The 19719-nt window shown below is 30.9% G+C and carries 20 protein-coding genes and 1 tRNA gene; 13 read left to right on the top strand and 8 right to left on the bottom strand.

Annotated features, from left to right (window positions below; translation table 11 throughout):
• The 3 genes from Q5I67_RS09125 to thiD form a co-directional block, all read left to right on the top strand.
• A partial coding sequence (locus tag Q5I67_RS09125) for an MBG domain-containing protein (protein WP_302487111.1) occupies positions 1-964 on the top strand: 964 nt, incomplete at its 5' end.
• Between the two features lie 79 nt (positions 965-1043).
• Positions 1044-1460 carry a hypothetical protein gene (locus tag Q5I67_RS09120; RefSeq protein ID WP_115152034.1) on the top strand — a complete coding sequence of 139 codons (417 nt, stop codon included), beginning with the start codon at positions 1044-1046 and terminating at the stop codon, positions 1458-1460.
• A gap of 142 nt (positions 1461-1602) precedes the next feature.
• Positions 1603-2406 (top strand): bifunctional hydroxymethylpyrimidine kinase/phosphomethylpyrimidine kinase, encoded by an 804-nt coding sequence (thiD, locus tag Q5I67_RS09115; protein WP_008539897.1) that lies wholly within the window; start codon positions 1603-1605, stop codon positions 2404-2406.
• A 70-nt stretch (positions 2407-2476) separates the two neighbouring features.
• Here thiD and Q5I67_RS09110 read toward each other — a convergent pair whose 3' ends face one another.
• Positions 2477-3307: a deoxyribonuclease IV gene (locus tag Q5I67_RS09110; protein ID WP_302487114.1), complete on the bottom strand. Its 831-nt coding sequence runs from the start codon at positions 3305-3307 to the stop codon at positions 2477-2479.
• Between the two features lie 151 nt (positions 3308-3458).
• On the opposite strand from Q5I67_RS09110, the gene Q5I67_RS09105 reads away from it, so the two are divergent.
• Positions 3459-4046, top strand: coding sequence for a DUF6630 family protein (locus Q5I67_RS09105; RefSeq protein WP_302487110.1), 588 nt, complete (start codon positions 3459-3461; stop codon positions 4044-4046).
• Positions 4047-4115: 69 nt separating this feature from the next.
• On the opposite strand, the gene Q5I67_RS09100 is transcribed toward Q5I67_RS09105, so the two are convergent.
• Complete coding sequence (locus tag Q5I67_RS09100) at positions 4116-5312, bottom strand: dicarboxylate/amino acid:cation symporter (RefSeq protein WP_302487109.1); 1197 nt, start codon at positions 5310-5312, stop codon at positions 4116-4118.
• A gap of 196 nt (positions 5313-5508) precedes the next feature.
• Positions 5509-7110 carry a xylulokinase gene (locus tag Q5I67_RS09095; RefSeq protein ID WP_302487108.1) on the bottom strand — a complete coding sequence of 534 codons (1602 nt, stop codon included), beginning with the start codon at positions 7108-7110 and terminating at the stop codon, positions 5509-5511.
• 466 nt (positions 7111-7576) lie between these two features.
• Here Q5I67_RS09095 and trxA point away from each other — a divergent pair, with 466 nt between their 5' ends.
• Positions 7577-7888 carry a thioredoxin gene (trxA, locus tag Q5I67_RS09090; protein WP_296923057.1) on the top strand — a complete coding sequence of 104 codons (312 nt, stop codon included), beginning with the start codon at positions 7577-7579 and terminating at the stop codon, positions 7886-7888.
• 81 nt (positions 7889-7969) lie between these two features.
• On the opposite strand, the gene Q5I67_RS09085 is transcribed toward trxA, so the two are convergent.
• From Q5I67_RS09085 to Q5I67_RS09065, 5 genes are all read right to left on the bottom strand, one after another.
• A complete protein-coding gene (locus tag Q5I67_RS09085; protein ID WP_302487107.1) occupies positions 7970-8449 on the bottom strand; it encodes a pyridoxamine 5'-phosphate oxidase family protein in 480 nt (159 codons plus the stop codon).
• Between the two features lie 21 nt (positions 8450-8470).
• On the bottom strand, positions 8471-9361 hold the full coding sequence (locus Q5I67_RS09080) for a radical SAM protein (RefSeq protein WP_302487106.1): 891 nt from the start codon (positions 9359-9361) through the stop codon (positions 8471-8473).
• A 16-nt stretch (positions 9362-9377) separates the two neighbouring features.
• The gene (locus tag Q5I67_RS09075) at positions 9378-10565 is read right to left on the bottom strand and encodes an iron-containing alcohol dehydrogenase (RefSeq protein WP_302487105.1); all 1188 of its coding nucleotides are present in this window, start codon (positions 10563-10565) and stop codon (positions 9378-9380) included.
• Positions 10566-10583: 18 nt separating this feature from the next.
• Positions 10584-11234 carry an HAD family phosphatase gene (locus tag Q5I67_RS09070; RefSeq protein WP_302487104.1) on the bottom strand — a complete coding sequence of 217 codons (651 nt, stop codon included), beginning with the start codon at positions 11232-11234 and terminating at the stop codon, positions 10584-10586.
• 111 nt (positions 11235-11345) lie between these two features.
• Positions 11346-12227: a LysR family transcriptional regulator gene (locus tag Q5I67_RS09065; RefSeq protein WP_302487103.1), complete on the bottom strand. Its 882-nt coding sequence runs from the start codon at positions 12225-12227 to the stop codon at positions 11346-11348.
• A 164-nt stretch (positions 12228-12391) separates the two neighbouring features.
• Between Q5I67_RS09065 and Q5I67_RS09060 the strand changes: the two genes are divergently transcribed.
• From Q5I67_RS09060 to Q5I67_RS09025, 8 genes are all read left to right on the top strand, one after another.
• Positions 12392-12467: transfer RNA gene (locus Q5I67_RS09060), tRNA-Thr, on the top strand.
• A 442-nt stretch (positions 12468-12909) separates the two neighbouring features.
• Positions 12910-13764, top strand: coding sequence for a pantoate--beta-alanine ligase (gene panC / locus Q5I67_RS09055; RefSeq protein WP_302487102.1), 855 nt, complete (start codon positions 12910-12912; stop codon positions 13762-13764).
• Between the two features lie 2 nt (positions 13765-13766).
• Positions 13767-14150 carry an aspartate 1-decarboxylase gene (panD, locus tag Q5I67_RS09050; protein ID WP_117976454.1) on the top strand — a complete coding sequence of 128 codons (384 nt, stop codon included), beginning with the start codon at positions 13767-13769 and terminating at the stop codon, positions 14148-14150.
• 157 nt (positions 14151-14307) lie between these two features.
• Positions 14308-14994 carry a GTP-binding protein gene (locus Q5I67_RS09045; protein ID WP_296898467.1) on the top strand — a complete coding sequence of 229 codons (687 nt, stop codon included), beginning with the start codon at positions 14308-14310 and terminating at the stop codon, positions 14992-14994.
• Positions 14995-15007: 13 nt separating this feature from the next.
• On the top strand, positions 15008-16024 hold the full coding sequence (locus tag Q5I67_RS09040) for an ATP-binding cassette domain-containing protein (protein ID WP_302487101.1): 1017 nt from the start codon (positions 15008-15010) through the stop codon (positions 16022-16024).
• A 47-nt stretch (positions 16025-16071) separates the two neighbouring features.
• Positions 16072-16584 (top strand): hypothetical protein, encoded by a 513-nt coding sequence (locus Q5I67_RS09035; RefSeq protein WP_302487100.1) that lies wholly within the window; start codon positions 16072-16074, stop codon positions 16582-16584.
• 474 nt (positions 16585-17058) lie between these two features.
• Positions 17059-18570 carry an AAA family ATPase gene (locus Q5I67_RS09030; RefSeq protein WP_302487099.1) on the top strand — a complete coding sequence of 504 codons (1512 nt, stop codon included), beginning with the start codon at positions 17059-17061 and terminating at the stop codon, positions 18568-18570.
• A 12-nt stretch (positions 18571-18582) separates the two neighbouring features.
• A complete protein-coding gene (locus tag Q5I67_RS09025; protein ID WP_302487098.1) occupies positions 18583-19701 on the top strand; it encodes a hypothetical protein in 1119 nt (372 codons plus the stop codon).
• The last annotated feature ends 18 nt before the right edge of the window (positions 19702-19719 follow it).

Below are 19719 nucleotides of genomic sequence, written 5' to 3'. Positions count from 1 at the left end.
AGACTTAAATAAGGTATATCACACATATGGTGATCCAAACTTAGAGGATTATGGAGTAAGTAACGTAACAGGATTAACAAATGGGGATAAAGCAAACATTGGTGTAACAATGACTAAAGATAATGCCTTAAAAGATAATAATAAACATACAAATAATGCAGGAGATTATACTTGGACAGGCAGTGTCAGCGGTATTGAAGGATTAGAAAATAACTATAATATTAAAGTTAATGATGGACAATCTGTAGTAAACAAAGCTGATTTAACAATTGATTTAAATGAAAATGTACATCATGAATATGGTAAACCTAATTTAGATGATTATGTAATCACAGGTACAGATGGTTTAACAAATGGCGATGAAGCATTTGAAGATAAATTAGATGTAACAATGACACATGATGATGCTTTGACAGATAATAATACACATACCAAACCTGCTGGAGGAGATTATACTTGGACAGGCAATGTAGATGGTATTGAAGGATTGGAAGACAACTATAATATTACAATTAATCCTGGAAAATCTACAGTAGATAAGGGACATTTAACAATTACAGTTGATGATTCTAATATTACTGTTGGAGATAATCCAAATTATGGCGGAACTGTTGATGGATGGGCAAATGGAGATAATCCAAATGATTTCGATATTAACTTTGGTTTAGATGATGATACTATTTTAGACCAACCAGGTAAACATGATGGCGTTATTGGTGTAATTATTGACGGTACATTCTATCCATCTGGTACAGAAGATGATATCTTTAATAATTATGATGTTACAATTAGTACAGGTGATTTAACTGTATTAAAACCAATTGATATAAATGACTATAAAAATTGGAGTCATTTATATAAAGATGCTCCATGGGATAGAAACCGTGACTTTAAAGAACGTAAAGCAGAATTTAATTTTGTTGATGGTGCTATTCCTCTTGATGAAGCTGTAGAAGAAGCATAATTTAAAAATAAGTATAAAAATGTAAGCTAAATCTTTTTTTAGGATTTAGCTTACATAAATGAATGTGAGGTATTTTATTATGAATGAGAAAGCACAAAATTTTAAAGACTATTTAGATGAAAAGAATATAACTTGCTTTAGAGTAGAAGAAGTAGAAAATGATAAATTTAATGCCGTAGTATTTCATTCATCAATAAATATAAATGGTCAATTATTACCAATGGGAATAATTTTAGATGATAGTATTTATGGGTTAATTAGAGTACAGGTTGCACCAAGTGTACAAAACAAAGATAAATTATTGGCTTATTTTGATGAATTAAATGCTAAGTATAAATCTTTTAAGTATTATACAAACGAAACAGGTATTTATTTAGATACTTGTATATTAGGTGTAAAACAAGATAGCGAATTAATTATAGCTATTACAGATACTATTGTTAAAAATTTAGAAGAAGAATATGCTAAAATTATGAATTTATTATGGAGCAAATAATTTTAGGAAAATAATAGTTATAGTGGATATTGTATCGATACAATATCCACTTTTTTATGTGATTTTGTTGACTTTGGAATAGTAGAATTTTATAATTTAAAACATCTTATTAAAAATAATTTATATTTAAAGGTGATAAATTATGGCATTAGAAAATTATAAAGCATTGACTATAGCAGGTTCTGATACTTCTGGTGGAGCCGGCATGGAAGCCGATTTAAAGACTTTCGAAGAAATGGGCGTTTATGGAATGGTGGCACTAACTGTAATTGTGGCACAAAATCCAAAAGATTGGGCTCATGATATCTTTCCTATAGATTTGCCTACTATTGAACGTCAGATTGCAACTGTTGGTGAAGGTATTGGCATTAATGCCATGAAAACAGGTATGTTAGGTTCAGCTGCTCTTGTAGAATTAGTAGCAAAATCCATAGATAAATATAATTTTAAAAATGTAGTAATCGACCCTGTAATGGTTTGTAAAGGTATCGATGCTATCATGGTACCAGAAGCAGCCGAAGCGATAAAATCTTTATTGGTGAAAAAAGCTGATGTAATAACACCAAATACAGTAGAATCTGCTTATCTTGCAGGTATGGAAAAAGTGGAAACTGTAGAAGACATTAAAGAAGCTTGTGTAAAAATCAATAAACTCGGTGCGAAAAATGTCATTATAAAATCTGGTAGCCGTGTAGATGGCGATTATATGGTAGATGTGTTATTTGATGGTAAAGAATTTACTATCCAGAAAAAAGCTAAGATGAAAAATATCTATAATAGCGGTGCTGGTTGCACTTTCTCCGCAGCAATAACAGCAGGACTTGCTAAAGGTTTAGATATCCATCAAGCTTTTGAAAATGCTCAAAATTTCATTGATAAAGCTGTAGCAAATTCATTTAAATTGAATGAATTTACAGGAGCATTAGCTCATTGGCAAACAAGATAAATAAGAAAAATAAAAAGTATCTTTTTCTGATTTGTACTTAGTTAGAAAAAGATACTTTTTTTATTTATATTTAATTGAAATTAGCACGCAATAAAGCTATTTCGTGGGCATATCCATCATGGTCATTTGGTGTTTCTAAAATAAATGGCAAATGTTTTAATTGTGGGTGGTTTATAATTTTTATGATAGCATCAAGACCTATTTTACCTTGACCGATTTTTTCATGGCGGTCTTTATGAGTATTTAAATCATTTTTACTATCATTTAAATGTATAGCTTTTAATTTATCAAGACCGATTATTTTATCAAAGTCAGCTAGGACATCATCTAAATTATTTACAATATCATAACCGCCATCCCAAATATGACAAGTATCAAGGCATACACCTATTTTATCTTGTAAATTGATACGCTCAATAATCGCTTGAAGTTCAGCAAAAGTTTTGCCAACTTCAGTGCCCTTTCCTGCCATAGTTTCTAATAAGACAGTAGTCTGTTGCTCAGACCACATCACTTCATTTAAGCAATCACTGATAGCTTTGATGGCAAAATCTATACCTTGCCCTAAATGATTTCCTGGGTGGAAATTATAATAATTATGAGGCAATTTTTCCATGCGAAGTAAATCATCAGCAATTGTTTGGCGAGCAAATTCGCGTACTTCTTCACGATTGGAACATGGATTTAATGTATAAGGCGCATGAGCTACTAATTTATGAAATTTATATTGTTTGGCTAGTGCTAAAAATTGTTGAACATCATTATCGTTTATATCTTTGGCTTTGCTACCACGAGGATTTCTAGTAAAAAAAGAAAATGTATTAGCATTTAGACTCAAGGCTTCTTTCCCCATATGCAAAAAACCTTTAGAGGAAGATAAATGATTACCTATATATAAAATAAAAATCACTCCTAAGTGGTCAATTAATCAATAATAAATATTAATTAATATCAATTATATCATATTTAAAATGTTTTTTAAACTGACAGGATTTTTTTATTTATATAGTGAATTAATAAATTAGTGATTAAATTGAAAATGAGGGATAAGTATGGAAAAGGCAGAAACTTTGTTGAAGATAGCACAAATTATAAGTAATAATGATGATGATGTGTTGGCGGAGATAGAGGAGAGTATTGACAATATAGAAGCATATGCACAAGAGCATTTAGAAGAATTTGAAGAACGCAATATCAGTATAAAGTATGATTCTATAGAAGATTTGCAATGGTTGGTTACTGTAAATATTTTAGTCAGAAATAATTATGTAATGCAAATTCAAGAAGATTGTAGTATAAGTGATTTTGGTTGGGGCTTAAAAGGATTAAGAACTTTTAAAGAATATAATTTAGCTTTGGATAATAAATTTGAAGAAGAAGATTATAATATAGATAAATACGATTATAATGAAGATGATGAATATGACTATTATAATGAAGAAATGGATTTTATTGATGATGAAAATATTATAAATTGGTGTAAATATCTTGACAGTAAATGGTTTGATGATGATATTTGCATTGGTATGATTGATTTAAGTCCAGATATTTTCACTTTATTTTTAGTTTCTGAAGAAAATCTAGATGTTTTAGAGGATTTAGCTGATAATTTGGGAAAAGTGATTTCTACAGTATATTAAAATGAATTTTAAGACATAATAAAAGACACTAGAAATAATCTAGTGTCTTTGTTTTTTGCGGATTTAATTTTAATTGTTACTTCGTTCTGTTTGACTTACTGCGATAGTTACAGCAGCGTCACCTGTGATATTAAGACAAGTACGAATCATATCTAATACACGGTCGATACCAGCAACGAGAGCAAGACCTTCCATAGGAAGACCAACAGTCTGTAATACAAGAGCAAGCATGATAACACCAGCACCAGGAACACCAGCGGTACCTACAGAAGCAAGTGTACCAGTCAATACGATCATGAGCATTTGTCCTGCTGTTAAATCTATGCCGTAGACATTGGCGATAAAGATAGCACAAACACCTTGATATATAGCAGTACCATCCATATTAATAGTTGCACCTAAAGGAAGAACAAAGCTAGCGATGGATTTATCAGCACCAAGATTTTCTGTGCAGTTTTTCATATTTACAGGAAGAGCTGCTGCAGAGCTGCAAGTTGTAAAGCCTAAAAGCATTGTTTCAGTCATGCCTTTAAAGAATTTTAAAGGATTCATTTTACCAAGAGTGGAAACAATGGAAGAGTACACAACGAGTGCATGAATAATACAACCAATGTAAACTGTAACGATAACGGATAATAGTGGTAATAAAACTTTTGGACCATTAGCAGCAACTACAGGAACTAAAAGAGCAAATACACCGTATGGTGCAAGGCTCATAATCATAGAAATTAATTTATAGCTAACTTCAGCTAAAGAATCAAAGAATGTGAGCAGTGGCTGACCTTTTTTGCCAACAGCAGTGATACCAATACCAAGGGCTAATGCAAATACAATGAGAGGAAGCATATCAGCTTTAGCCATAGTCATGATAGGATTAGCAGGTATCATGCTTACTAAAACATCCATAAAACCAGGAGCTTCTTTGATATCAGGAGCTTTTTCAGCAACTAAATTCATGCCTAAGCCAGGTTGTAATACAGAAGCTAAAGCAAGTGCGATGACAAGAGCAACAGCTGTTGTTACTAAGTATAATAAGATAACCTTAATGCCTATGCGACCGAGTTTTTTTGTATCGCCTAAGCTAGCAACACCACATACTAGGGAAGCTAATACTACAGGTACAATAATCATTTTGATTAAGTTGATAAACATTGTACCAAATGGGGCTAAATAAGCTTTAAGCCAAGGTAAATTTTCTTCTCCAAGAATAAGTCCTACGATTACGGATAAAACTAGAGAAATGAAAATTTTTACAGATAAGTTCATATTCAAAACTCCTTTATGTAAAATTTAACTTCTAAGAAATATGAATGATGGATAAAAAAGCTTCTTAGAAAAACACTTGTATATTATATAAAATATTTTTAAGGTTTACAATATTTTTAGCTAATGAATAAAAAATACATTAAAATACAAAATAAAAAGACAAGCTAAAAAAGCCTGTCTTTTATAGAGAGATATTTTATTTTAAATTATCAATGGCAGATTGTTCAATAGCTAAACCATTGCGATATCTAGTCATGAATGTTTCAAAACCTTCGATACCTTCTTTTGTTGGAGCAATAGTTTCAGCAACACTATTTTTAAATACTTTAGTGCTTAAATATTCATCGAGGGATAAGTTTTCTTTATTGTTCATATAATCAGCTAAAAGTGCAATACCCCAAGCTCCACCTTCGCCAGCTGTTTCCATAACTGTTACAGGAGCACCGATAGCATTAGCCATGATTGTCTGACCTACACCTTTAGTTTTGAATAAACCACCATGACCTAAGATTTGTTCGATAGTTACATGTTCTTCTTTTGTTAAGATATCTAAGCCTGTTTTCATCGCACCAAGAGCTGTAGAGAGATGTACACGGATGAAATTTGCTAAGTTGAATTTACTATCGGATTTACGAACGAATAATGGACGACCTTCAGTAAATCCTGTAATATGTTCACCAGAATGGTAACAATAAGCGAGTAAGCCACCACAGTCAGCATCGCCTTCTAATGCTTTATTATACAATGTAGAGAATAATTCGTTGGTATCTACTTTTACGCCAAAGCTAGTGAGGCATTCATGGAAAAGGCTGATCCAGCTATTTAAATCTGTTGTACAGTTATTAGAATGGGCCATAGCTACTAAATCGCCAGCAGGAGTAGTAACCATATCGAGTTCTTCATAAACTTTGGATAAATCACGTTCTAATACGATCATAGCGAATACAGAAGTACCAGCAGATACATTACCTGTGCGTTTTGTAACTGTATTTGTAGCTACCATACCAGTACCAGCATCACCTTCTGGTGGACACATAGGAGTGCCAGCTTGGAGTGTTCCTGTTGGATCGAGAAGTTTTGCACCTTCAGCAGTTAAATAACCTGCATTTTCACCAGCAACTAAAACTTTTGGTAAAATTTCGCGAATAGACCATGGATAATTTTTATCAGCGATATAAGCATCAAAATCAGTTAGCATTTTTTCATTGTAGTTTTTAGTATTGATATCGATAGGGAACATACCAGAAGCATCACCGATACCGAGTACTTTTTCACCAGATAATTTCCAATGAACAAAACCTGCTAATGTAGTGAAGAATTTAATTTTAGCTACATGCTCTTCATTATTTAAAATAGCTTGATAAAGATGAGCAATGCTGAATCTTTGAGGTACATTGTAGTTGAATAATTTAATTAATTCATGAGAAGCTTGACCTGTGATATTATTTCTCCAAGTGCGGAATGGCACAAGCAAGTTATCTTGTTCATCAAAAGCGAGATAGCCGTGCATCATTGCACTAAAACCAAGACCTGCTAATTTAGTGATAGTAACATCATATTTTGCTTTTACTTCTTCAACTAAATTTTTGTAGCAGCCTTGAAGACCAGTCCAAATTTCTTCTTCACTATAAGTCCAGATGCCATCAATGAGGCTGTTTTCCCAGTCATAAGCACCAACAGCGATTGGTTCATGATCAGTATTAATCAATACTGCTTTAATACGAGTGGAACCGAATTCAATACCGAGAGTAGTTAGTCCTTGCTCAATATTAGATTTAATCATTTCATTTGTTTGCATATTTTTGTACCTCCGCACAATATATTAATATTAATTGATAATTCTAAAAGTTGTATGATAAATATTAAGTTAATATTTATTATATAGTATATTATAAATTATTGCAATTTTTTTAATAATTTTCAATAATTTCTATAACAAAATATATTATATATCAATATTTCAAGAAATAAAAGGGTTTTTATTAATTTTAAAATAATTTTGTCAAATATTTTTGAAATCATTTAGATAAGATAAATATAAAGATATGTTTATTTTATTCAAAAAGTTGTATGATAAGATTTAGATTTATTTAATTTAGATTAGAATTAGTGTTATAAATTAAAGTGATTAAGTTTTTATAAAAAAGAATAATTATTTGTTAGTTTTTGTGATAAAGTCACTGAACTATGATAGAAAATCATTTATAATAAACTCATCAAGTGAGATAAACCTTATAGATTAAATAAGTTTGGGGGATAAAATAATGTTAGTACATGCAGATGCAAATGCTTTTAATAAATTATTGGAAAATAAAGGAACTTTTGTAGTAGATTTCTTTGCTACATGGTGTGGCCCTTGCAAAATGTTAGGTGCTGTACTTGAAAAAGTTGCTCCAGAATATGATTTTGATATTTTAAAAATTGATATTGATGAGAATGTAAAACTTGCTGAAGAATATGAAGTGATGGTAGTACCTACTTTATTATTCGTAAAAGATGGAGAAATTGTTCATCGTGAATCAGGTTTCTTCTCTAAAGATAAATTTAATGCTTTAATTGATGCATATATGAAATAAGAAAAATCAGTCAAACAAACACAACTCAAAAAAATCCTGTACAAAATAAAAGCTGTAGTGATAAACTACAGCTTTTATTTTTTATTTAGTTTTAAGTTTTTGTAATTCAAGTCCTTCTTTGCCTGTCAATTCCTCAATAGTCAATTCTAAAATACAAGTGCGATTCATGTATATTTTTATTTCCTCTAGTCCCTCTGTAAAATAATCAGCAGAAAATTTACGGATAAACTCTTCTAGGATTATTTGTTTATCTTTTTTATCAGTTATTGCTTTAATAGTGCCAGAAGCTATGACACTAGAATAAGCAGTGGTGAATTTTTCGGGAATGACAGCATCTTGATCTATGACGCAAAAAGAAGCTTTATTATTTTGATGAATGATATCTAATTTGCGACCAACTGTGGCACAGTGAAAATAGATTTTGTCATTGAGATATACATAGTTTAAAGGAACAGTATAAGGAAAAGATTTTTCATCGCAAAGTGCTAAAATACCATGAGTTTTTTGTTTTAATATAGTAATATTTTCAGCTTGAGATAGAGCCTGTTTAAATCTACGCATAAAAAAACTCCTTTAAAATAATTAATATACATTAGTACCATCAAAATGAGGCACAAATTTTGTTGTAGCTGTTTTGCCCTGCTGAATATAGCAATTTTTAAAACCTAAATCAAGTGCATAATCTACGACTTTATCATATTCAAAAGTCGTTAGTTTGCGTTTTAGTTTAGGGTGAGTAAGTGCTTTATACATAGGAGTATATTGGTTCATAAGGCTAAGATAAACATCATCATGATATGTTTCCCAGATATATTTTACAATTTCTATACTTTCTTTATAATACCATGGCAAGATTAAATGGCGAATGATGACGCCTTTTTGCATGATATTATCTTTAAATTGCGGTTTACCTACAAGTTCAAACATTTTATCAATGGCTTTTTTGACTACTTGAGGATAATCGGGAGCATGAGAAAATTCTTTGGCAGTATCTGGTGAGTAGTATTTAAAATCAGGTAAAAACACATCAATATAGTCTTTGAGCATTTCTAAGACTTCAACTCGTTCATAGCCACTTGTATTATAAACTACAGGAATAGATAGACCTTGTTTTTTGGCTAATTTTAGAGCTTCAATTATTTGTAAAACGTAATGAGTTGGTGTTACTAGTTCTAAACAGTGGGCATTACGAGCTTGTTGTTCTAAAAAAATTTGAGCTAAACGCTCAATGGTTACAGGAAAGCCTTTGCCTTCAGTACTGATTTCGTGATTTTGGCAGAAGATACATCTCATATTACAATGAGAGAAAAAAACCGTGCCAGCTCCATTAGTTCCGGATAGGCACGGTTCTTCCCATTGATGTAAGGATACGAGAGCAATTTCCACTTTATCACTAGCATGACAGATACCATAATTTTTAGTGCGATCAACATGGCATAAACGAGGGCAAAGTGTACAATTTTGCATATCCATAGAAAACACCTTTTACTTAGTGATTTGCTAATTTAAAAATAGCATAGACATCTTGATAATTTAATGGGGAAAAATTACCGATGGTTTTTGTATCATTATCTGTACACATTGAAGTGAGATAAGTTAATTCTTCATCAGTTAACACTCGACCAATTAATTGACTGATATTGATGGGTAAATTTAAGCTAGTGAAGAATTCTTCAAAATGTTTGATTGTTTCAAGTGCCATAGTTTCATCATTTTGATTAGTTTCATTGAGACCAAAGATTACTTTTCCCAGATGACAAAAGCGATTGATATCTTTTTGGTAAATATATCTAGCCCATGATGACCAGATAGCAGTCAATGAGGCTCCATGAGTAGCGTTATACTTAGCACTTAATTCATGACCAAATTTATGTACGCTAAAATCTTTAGTGCGACCAAGACCTGTTATATCATTGTGAGATAAAGAACCAGCGTACATAATTTCACTGTGAGCAGTGTAATTTGTAGAATCATTTAGCATAATTGGTGCTTGAGTGATGACGTCTTTTAATAAACCTTCAGCAATATAATCTGTGAGATAATTACATTGTTCTTTGGCAAAGTAACGTTCTAATGTATGCATTAAGATATCAGCAATACCACAGGCTTTTTGATAATTTGGAGCACTATAAGTCAATTGAGGGTTCATAATGGCAAAACATGGACGATTAAATGGCGTACTAAGACCACGTTTTTGACCTGTTTGTTCGTTAGTTAAAACAGCAGAATCACTTGTTTCACTACCAGCAGCAGCTAATGTGACGATGCTACCTATAGGAGTGGTAGATGTCAAAGTGATTTTTTTAGTCCAGATATCCCAAATATCATGTTGAGGATATTTTAATCCATGGGCAATGGCTTTAGCCGTATCAATGACAGAGCCTCCACCAATTGCTAAGACAAAATCAATATTAGCTTGATTAGCTGTTTTTATGGTATTATTTACAAATGAAACAATAGGATTGGGCTGTACACCGCCTAGAGTGATATACGATAAATTGTCATCAGATAATTGTTGACAAATTTTATCAAGTAGTCCAGAGCGTTTTACTGAGCCACCACCATAAACAATTAGTACATTATGTCCATTATATTTTTTGATTAACGAAGATGTGGAAAGTTCGCTGTCTTTGCCAAAAATAATTTCCGTAGGGCAATAAAATTTAAATTTTTCCATAATAAAACCTCAACAAAATTAATTTTGAAGAATATCAGATATAGTTATATCAGACAAAGATGAAACGATTTTATCTGCACGAGATAAATCTTGAGGGCCAGAATTTGGGTTATCGTAAGCAATGCAATATGCTCCAGCATCTTTAGCAGCGATGATACCAGCAGTAGCATCTTCAATGACTACACAATCAGCTGGTGCAAAGCCTAAAGCTTTAGCTGTTAACTGATAAATTGCAGGGTTTGGCTTGCTAGCAGGCAGTTCAGCACCACTTAAAATGTATTCGAAACAATCCATTAAACCAAATTTAGTTAAAACAGCATTGATAACTTTTCTATCAGCAGAAGAAGCTAAAGCAACAGGAATACCCTCCCTGTGTAATTGATAGAGTAAATCTAAAACACCATCAATAGGATAGATGGAATTGCTTTCTTGGATATATTCTAAATAGATGCGATGTTTATAATCGACCATTTCTTGAATAGAAACAGGTTTTGTAGCAAATTTGGCAAAATCTGTAAAAAATGCTTTGGCAGAACGACCAACATAGGCTACACAATCTTCCATACTACAAGGGATACCAAAATGTGTTAAAGTGCGTATTTTCATATCAGCATGAATAGATTCACTATCGATTATGACTCCGTCCATATCAAAAATAACTGCTTTCAATTAGGTGCTCCTCCATTTTATATATTAATATTGTAAGTAATTTTACACTTACAATAACTTAGCATATCATTCAAAATCTAAAACTGCAAGGATATTTAAGTATATTTGTCATTATTCATGGTTAAATTTATCAATTATGAAATTTTGAAAACGATGGGCAGCAAGGGAAAGCGGCTTATTAGCATACCATGCTAGACCAATTTCACGAGTGCATTTTGGATTATCTACAGAAATGAATTTTATATCGAGATGTTCCATTCCAGGAATTTTAGGCACGAGTGAAACACCTAAATTAGCTGCTACTAAACTAGCTACAGTAACAATTTCATCACCTTCAAAACGTATTTTAGGACGAATGGAAGCTAATTCAAAGATATGCTCTGTTTTAGTACGTAAGCCGTATTTAGGTTTTAAAGTGATAAATGGTTCACTAGCGACTTCAGCGATATTTATAGAACTACGATGAGCAAGTGGATGTGTTGATGGTACGATGATGAATAATTCTTCTGTCAATAATGGTACCCAAGCGATGCCTTCAGAATTTATCGGAGAACTGCAAAGGCATAAATCGGACTCTCCTTTGAATAATTGTTTTGATAATAAGAAAGAATGATTTTGACTAAGGCGAAATTGTATTTTAGGATAGATTTTACGAAATTCTTTTAATAATTCTGGCACAAGATATACACCTAAAGAATGCATAAAGGATAAATTGACTACACCGCTATCGGGTTCTGCCATATTGGTGATATCTTGGCGAGCAGTTTCTAATTCTTGTAAAATGCGTTCAGCATAAGTTAAAAAAGTTTGACCGTATTGGGTTAAATTTACTTTGCGACTATCTCTGATAAAAAGGGGAATATTTAAGTCTTTTTCTAAACGACTGATAGAGCGACTTAGTGCAGGTTGAGATACATTTAAAGACTTTGCCGCTTTAGTAAAATTTTTTATATGAGCTAGAGCGACAAAATATTCTAGTTGGTTTAATTCCATAAAAAAGCCTCCAAATCCAAACTAATAAAACTAATAGTAGTATTTCTGATGCGAATACTTTATATTTGATTATATTATAAGCTAGATTTGATATTTTGTATAATTATTATGAAGGGAATATTGACAATAAATTTAAAATATTTTATCATAAAAGAAAACTCAATGCTGATATAGCTCAGTTGGTAGAGCAATGTATTCGTAATACATGGGTCGCAGGTTCAAATCCTGTTATCAGCTCCATTTTGACAGATAATACAATTAAAATTATAACAAAAAAGCTACTTTATAATAATTATTATGATAAGTAGCTTTTTTTATTTAGGTACTTGCAGTTGATTTTTTTCTGTGGTATTATGTGGTTCGTAACAAACAATAGTGAACAGTATCAATATATTTTAATAAATTGAACTGTATCTTAGTTGTTTAATTTCGAATAAAATAATTTAATAGGGTAAAAAGTAAAAAAGTAAAAAGACGCTTGGATCACTATGACCGAGACGAACTTGCAGAATTTTAGACATAAAATAGAATAGATTATCTTTTGATTTTTAAAGATAGAGCTATTGTATTTGAAATAGAGAAAAGTGCATTTCGTGTCGAGATGTACTTTTTTTGTGCTTTTATGTAAGTTCATTACAGTCTCTTTTTGTTTGTTATAAGAACATTAAAGGAGAAGAAAAAAATGATTTTATGTCAAGATGTAGCTAAATTACGTGAATTAGTCGCTAATTTTAAGAAGAAAAACAAATCTATTGGTTTGGTGCCAACTATGGGAGCTTTGCATGAAGGTCATGCTTCACTTATAAATGCTTCCGCAAAAGAAAATGATATTACAATCGTCAGTGTATTTGTAAATCCTACTCAGTTTGGGCCAAATGAAGATTATGAAGCTTATCCTCGTACTTTAGAAAATGACTGCATAGTAGCACAAAATGCAGGTGCAGATGTAGTATTTGCACCAAAAAATAAAGATTTATATCCTAATGAAGATATGACATGGGTAGAAGTTACAGGTGATATCACAAAAGTTTTATGTGGTAGAACAAGACCTATTCATTTCCGTGGAGTTACTACAGTAGTTAGTAAATTATTTAATTTATCTCGAGCAGATAGAGCATATTTTGGCTTAAAAGATGCTCAGCAAACAGAAGTTTTACGCCGTATGGTGGATGATTTATTTTTCAATGTAGAACTTCGCATTATGCCTATCGTTCGTGAAGCTGATGGACTTGCAAAAAGTTCAAGAAATACTTATTTATCTCCAGAAGAAAGAAAATCTGCGTTGATTTTATCTAAGAGTTTAAAATTAGCAAAAGAAGCATTTAATAATGGTCAAAGAGATGTAGAAGCTATATTAAATTTAGTAAAAGACACTATACAGTCTGAAAAAACAAGTCAAATTGATTATGTAGAAATGTATAAATTGCCAGGATTAAAACCGGTAGGCAATAAAATTGAAGGCAGAGTCTTATTGGCTTTAGCTGTAAAATTTGGTACAACTCGTTTAATAGATAATGTCATTTTGGAGGATAAATAATAATGTTATATAATATGTTTCATGGAAAAATTCATCGTGCTACAGTAACTCAAGCAAATTTAGAATATATGGGAAGCATCACTATCGATGAAGAATTATTAGAGCTTGCAGGTATTTTACCAGGAGAAAGGGTACAAGTAGTAAATAATAACAATGGTGCTAGATTAGAAACTTATACAATTGCAGGTAAACGTGGTAGCGGTGTGATTTGTTTAAATGGAGCAGCAGCACGTAAAGCACAAGTTGGCGATACAGTTATTATTATTGCTTATGCTATGATGACAAAAGAAGAAGCTCAAAATTTAATACCTGATGTAGTCATGGTTGATGAACATAATCGACCAGTAAGAGTACGTGGTACAGAGCTTGAAGGCGAAATTGGTTAATATATAATATTATTTTAAATAGAATTTAATAAAATAAGTGAAGATAGGTTAAGCATGGATTTTAGTCGTTTAAATAAAGTCGAAAATGCTTAGCCTATTTTTTTTTAGTTTATTGCTATATAATAAAATTTAGCAATTTATGATGGAGATGATTTTGGTGAAATTAATAACTTTAGCAGGGCCACCATCTGTGGGCAAGACTTCTGTAATTTTGCGATTAATAGAAGTATTACATAAAGATAAGCAAAAAGCAGGAGTTATTAAATTTGATTGTTTGACGACTTTTGATAAAGAACCATATGAAAAAGCCAATATACCAATACAGATTGGTTTATCAGGAAAATTTTGTCCAGACCATTTTTTTATCAGCAATATTGAAGAAGCTGTAGCTTGGGGAAAAAGTCAAAATTTAGATTATTTGATTACAGAAAGTGCAGGTCTTTGTAACCGTTGTTCGCCATATATTCAAGATGTATTGGCTATTGGTGTAATAGATTGCTTGTCAGGTATTAATACACCGAGAAAAATTGGGCCAATGGTGAAGTTTGCAGATGTAATAGTCATCACTAAAGGAGATATTATTTCTCAGGCTGAACGTGAAGTATTTATGTATAATGTTTATCAGGCAAATCCTAAAGCACAAGTTATTTTTATCAATGGCATAACTGGTCAAGGTGCATTTATGTTGAAAAAATATATAAATAAAGTTGAAGATATAGATACATTAACAGGAAAAAAATTGCGTTTTACTTCGCCGGCTGCTGTATGTTCATATTGTACAGATGAAATGCGTATTGGTGAAAAATATCAAATGGGCATGACTAAGAAAATGGAATTTAATTGATTAGGTGGAAATTATGGATTTTAAAGAATTTGTAGAAACTCATACAATTGGAGAAATAAAAAAAGAATATCCTCAAATCAAAGATTATTTGGATAATACAGGTCTATGGAATTTGCCAGATAATTTGACTTTTGCTAAGGCTTTTGAGGATATTGATGAAGAAGATTTATGGCAAGTTGGTATTCGTGATGGCAATATTGCTGATGAATTAGCCAAATATCTTTCAGCTATGCAGAATTTAGAAAATAAAGATGAAGTAAAAGTACATAAGTTAACCATCAATGGTGGCAAAAATAAATTAGGCGAAGCTGAAAATATCCAAGTAGAGATTTTTGCAGGGCAAGTAATAAGTATTGTAGGGCCAACAGGTTCTGGGAAAAGTAGATTGCTTGCAGATATCGAATGTTTAGCACAAGAAGATACACCGACAAAACGACAGATTTTAATTGATGATGAAATTTTAGATGATGAAGCTAGATTTAATTTAGAAGGAAAATTAGTAGCTCAATTATCACAAAATATGAATTTTATCATGGATATTACTGTAGAAGATTTTTTAACTATGCATGCTAAAGTTCGTTTAGGTAAAGATCTAGCAAATGAAAAATCTATAATCGCTAGATGTTTTTCTATGGCAAATGAATTGGCTGGAGAAAAATTTACTTTAGATACGAAAGTAACTCAATTATCTGGTGGTCAATCAAGGGCTTTGATGATAGCGGATGTGGCATGTATCAGCAGTTCACCGATTGTATTGATTGATGAAATTGAAAATGCAGGGATAGATAGACAAAAAGCGATAAAATGCTTAGCTAAAAGTGAAAAAATCGTCATTATGTCCACGCATGATCCATTATTGGCTTTAAATGCAGATAAACGCATAGTGATAAAAAATGGCGGAATTAGTAAAATTATAGAAACAACAGCAAAGGAAAAAGCTTGCATTGAAGAAATTCGCCAATTGGATGAAACTTTATTAAATATTAGAAGTAGATTGCGACTAGGTGAATTGATCGAAAATATATATTAATATTTAATATAATAATAAATATAATGAAGGTAAAAGAGGTTAGTGTTTTGAAGCTTTATTTATGTAGTTTGTTTATTTGTTTGGAAATTATTTTTGGCAATATATTAAATGCAGAGGCAAGAATACCTTATACATATTTAAATATAGGAGGACTTACTCCAGATCAGCAAATAAATTCATGTTATTATGTGTATGGAAGACCAACAGCAAATTTAGCAGTGCGAAATTGCAATGGATTTAATATAAATGAAGTTACGTATAATAGTGAGTTGATGGTTTATTATATTAATGGTGGGTATAATGAAGATGGTAGAATTAGAGCGATTGTATGCAATGAGGATAATATTGCTACTAATTTAGGTGTAAAAGTAGGTATGAGTAAAGATGTAGTATGGTCCATATATGGTGATCCAGATAAACATTATAAAGAAACACAAGGGACAACATGGTGTTATCTAGCAGATAGTGAAGATCATCCTAATATGCCACTATATTTTTTCTTTGACGATAAAGATGTTATTAAAACTATAGTTGTTGGTGATATAGGATATTATTATTGATAAATTTATTGAGATTGATTAGTTATTTTTACTAATCAATTAAATATAAGATTTTATAAAAAGATAATAGAGAATATATATGTTTTTTCTAGATTTGTTAAAAATTTTTGTAAAGAGAGTGAGGAAAATAAGAGTATTTTAAGAAGATATTGCATGTTTTGGAGAAAATAAGCTTAGAGTATAAATAATAATATTACATTTAATACGAATATTATTTATTGGAGGATTTGTTATTATTAATATTGAATATAGCACTTTAGATATTCAAATAAAATGTCTTTAACATTTAAACAAATTGAATATATATGTATTTATTGTGAAAAAACTCGTTCACTTAGTATGAGAAAATCACAGCCAGGTAAATGTCCTAAAAAAATGGAGATAAGCTATATAGTTGGGTAATTAATCGAAGATTAGGATGAATAAATAAGCTGTCAAGTATTGGCAGCTTATTTTATAGAGAGGGAGATAATTATGCAAAATTTTAAAAAGACTTTAGATCAATATATTGATGCAAGAATGCCAATAATATTTGTTGATACATCAGAAGATGATATAGCGGAAGAGGAAATATTTACTGTATTAAAACGTAAACGTAGAGGAATATTATCATGGAGTCTACAATCTTTTAGAGATTATACGGATAATACTAATATACCAAAGAAAAGTTTAAATGATATATTAAATCTATTATTAGCAGATGAAGATGATTTAACAAATAAAGTTTTAATTTTAAAGAATATAAATGATTTCTTAGAAAACACTGAAGTAATAACTACACTAAAATATTTTGCTCAAAAAATTAATAAAGGATTATTTAGTAATGAAGGAATAGATGATTTTAATATAATAATAATTACTCCATTGATGAATATACCACGTGAACTAGAAAGTTATACAACAATAATGAATTTAGATACTTTAGATGAAACAGATATCCGAAATTTCATAGAAGTTTTTGTTAAAAAATTAGAATTAAGAATGCCTACTGATGATTTAATGGATAAATTAGTTATGACATTAAAAGGTTTGAGTAAAACAGAAATTTTTTCAGTTTTAGAATTAGCTATTTCTGATGATGGTGAACTTGATTATACTGATTTACCACTTATTCGTGAACAAAAACAACAAATGATAAAAAAATCTGGAATTTTAGATATGATACCACTTAAAGAAAGTTTAGATGATATTGGTGGTTTAGAAATATTGAAAATATGGCTAAAACGTAAAGCTGAAATATTTAAAAATATCAAGAAAGCTCAAGAATTTGGTGTTGCTACGCCAAAAGGTGTATTGATAGTAGGAATGCCAGGTTGTGGAAAATCTTTAACAGCAAAAGCTTCTGCTATTGCTTTTGATGTGCCATTATTACGTTTAGATATGGGAAGATTAATGGGTAAATATGTAGGAGAATCAGAAGCAAATATGCGTAGAGCTATTCATTTAGTAGAGGCTAGTTCTCCTTGTATTTTATGGATTGACGAATTGGAAAAAGCATTTGCTGGTTTAGGTAATAGTAACAGCTCAGAAGTAACAACTAGATTATTTGGTAATTTTCTTACATGGATGCAGGAAAAAAAGAGCTTAGCTTTTGTTGTTGCAACAGCTAATGATATTACTAAATTACCGCCAGAACTTTTAAGAAAAGGTCGTTTTGATGAAATTTTCTATGTAGATTTACCTAATGAAAGTGAACGTGAAAAGATATTTGAGATTCATATTGGTAAAAAGAGAAAAAAAGATTTAGCTAGTATTGATATGAGGCAAATAGTAAAAGAGACTAAGGGATTTTGTGGAGCAGATATAGAAAGTGTAGTTTATGATAGCTTAGAAGAAGCTTTTATTCAGAAAAAAACTAGAATTACAACAGAAGATATTTTAAAAACTATAGAAAATACACATTCTATTTCCGAAACTATGAAAGATTCTTTAGAAAATATGGCTAAAAATTATAAAGAACGTAAATTTAAATTGGCTTCAAAATGAGGAGAGATGTTAATGAAAAATATAGAAATTAATGGTTTTGGTAAAGCGGAAATGGATACAATTGCTCCAATAATGAAAGATTTATTGACATCATATATGCAAAAATCAAATGATGTGGAATTAGTTGATTGGTTAAAAAGTCAGTTAAAAGAGAATTTATCAGATAAAACACCAGATATGATAGACCAAATTAGTTCTGATATTATATCGAAAATAGATAAATTTAATAGTAATTTAATGAATATGGAACAGTATTGTTCACAAGGAAAAGTAAGACAAGAGTGGTTTTATAATCAAATAAAAGAAATTCCAGAAGGTATGGATATTAGCACATATGGAAACTATTTATCACAAGTAGAAAATGGTTTAGCTGTAGGAAATCAAAGTGTTATAAATGCTTCGCAGTTAGAGAATGGAGGTCTAATTACTTTACATGATATTCCTAATTATGAAATATCAAATGTGGAACAGAATGGCGAATGGAATAAATATACATTGAGAAATGTAGCTTCAAATATCGTGAAACAAGCTGATTTAGCAGGGTTAGGAAATATTACTATGCCTGTAGGTATGAACTTAGCTTTACAAGCTACACAAGTAATGGATATGCCTAAGTTGGATGTAAATATGGAAGAAATAGAGTTAAATTCAGCAATTGATACTGGTATTAAAACAGTAGCTACTACGGCTTTAGAAATTTGTTTAAATAAGGGGAAAGTGCCATTTTTAAATAAGTTTATACCAATTGGATTAGCTGCTGATGTTGCTTGTTTAGGTGTGGAAAGTGTGAAAGCTATTGCTAGATATGCTAATGGACAAGCTTCAGCTAGACAAACAGTAGAGTGTTTAGGAATGGCAACAACATCAGCTTTAGTAAATTTTATATCAAGTAAAGTTGCAATATCTATGTGCAGTGCTATTCCTGTTATTGGTCCTGTTTTAGGAACTACGCTTGGTGCATTGGTTATGAGTATGTCTAGTCAGCAAATAGAACAATGTATATATAGCGGGATTCAAAAATTACAGCCTATAGCAGTGAGCATGTTGAATACGGCACATGATGTACTAACAAGTGGAGTTAATTTTGTAAAAGATATAGGAAATGAAATTATTTCATTATTGGAATTTTAATATAAATTAAGAAGGTGT

Origin of the sequence: uncultured Megamonas sp., from assembly GCF_958438645.1 — a bacterium.
GTDB lineage: Bacteria > Bacillota > Negativicutes > Selenomonadales > Selenomonadaceae > Megamonas.
Note: the sequence above shows the minus strand (reverse complement) of the source record. Positions and strands in the feature narration are given on the sequence as shown.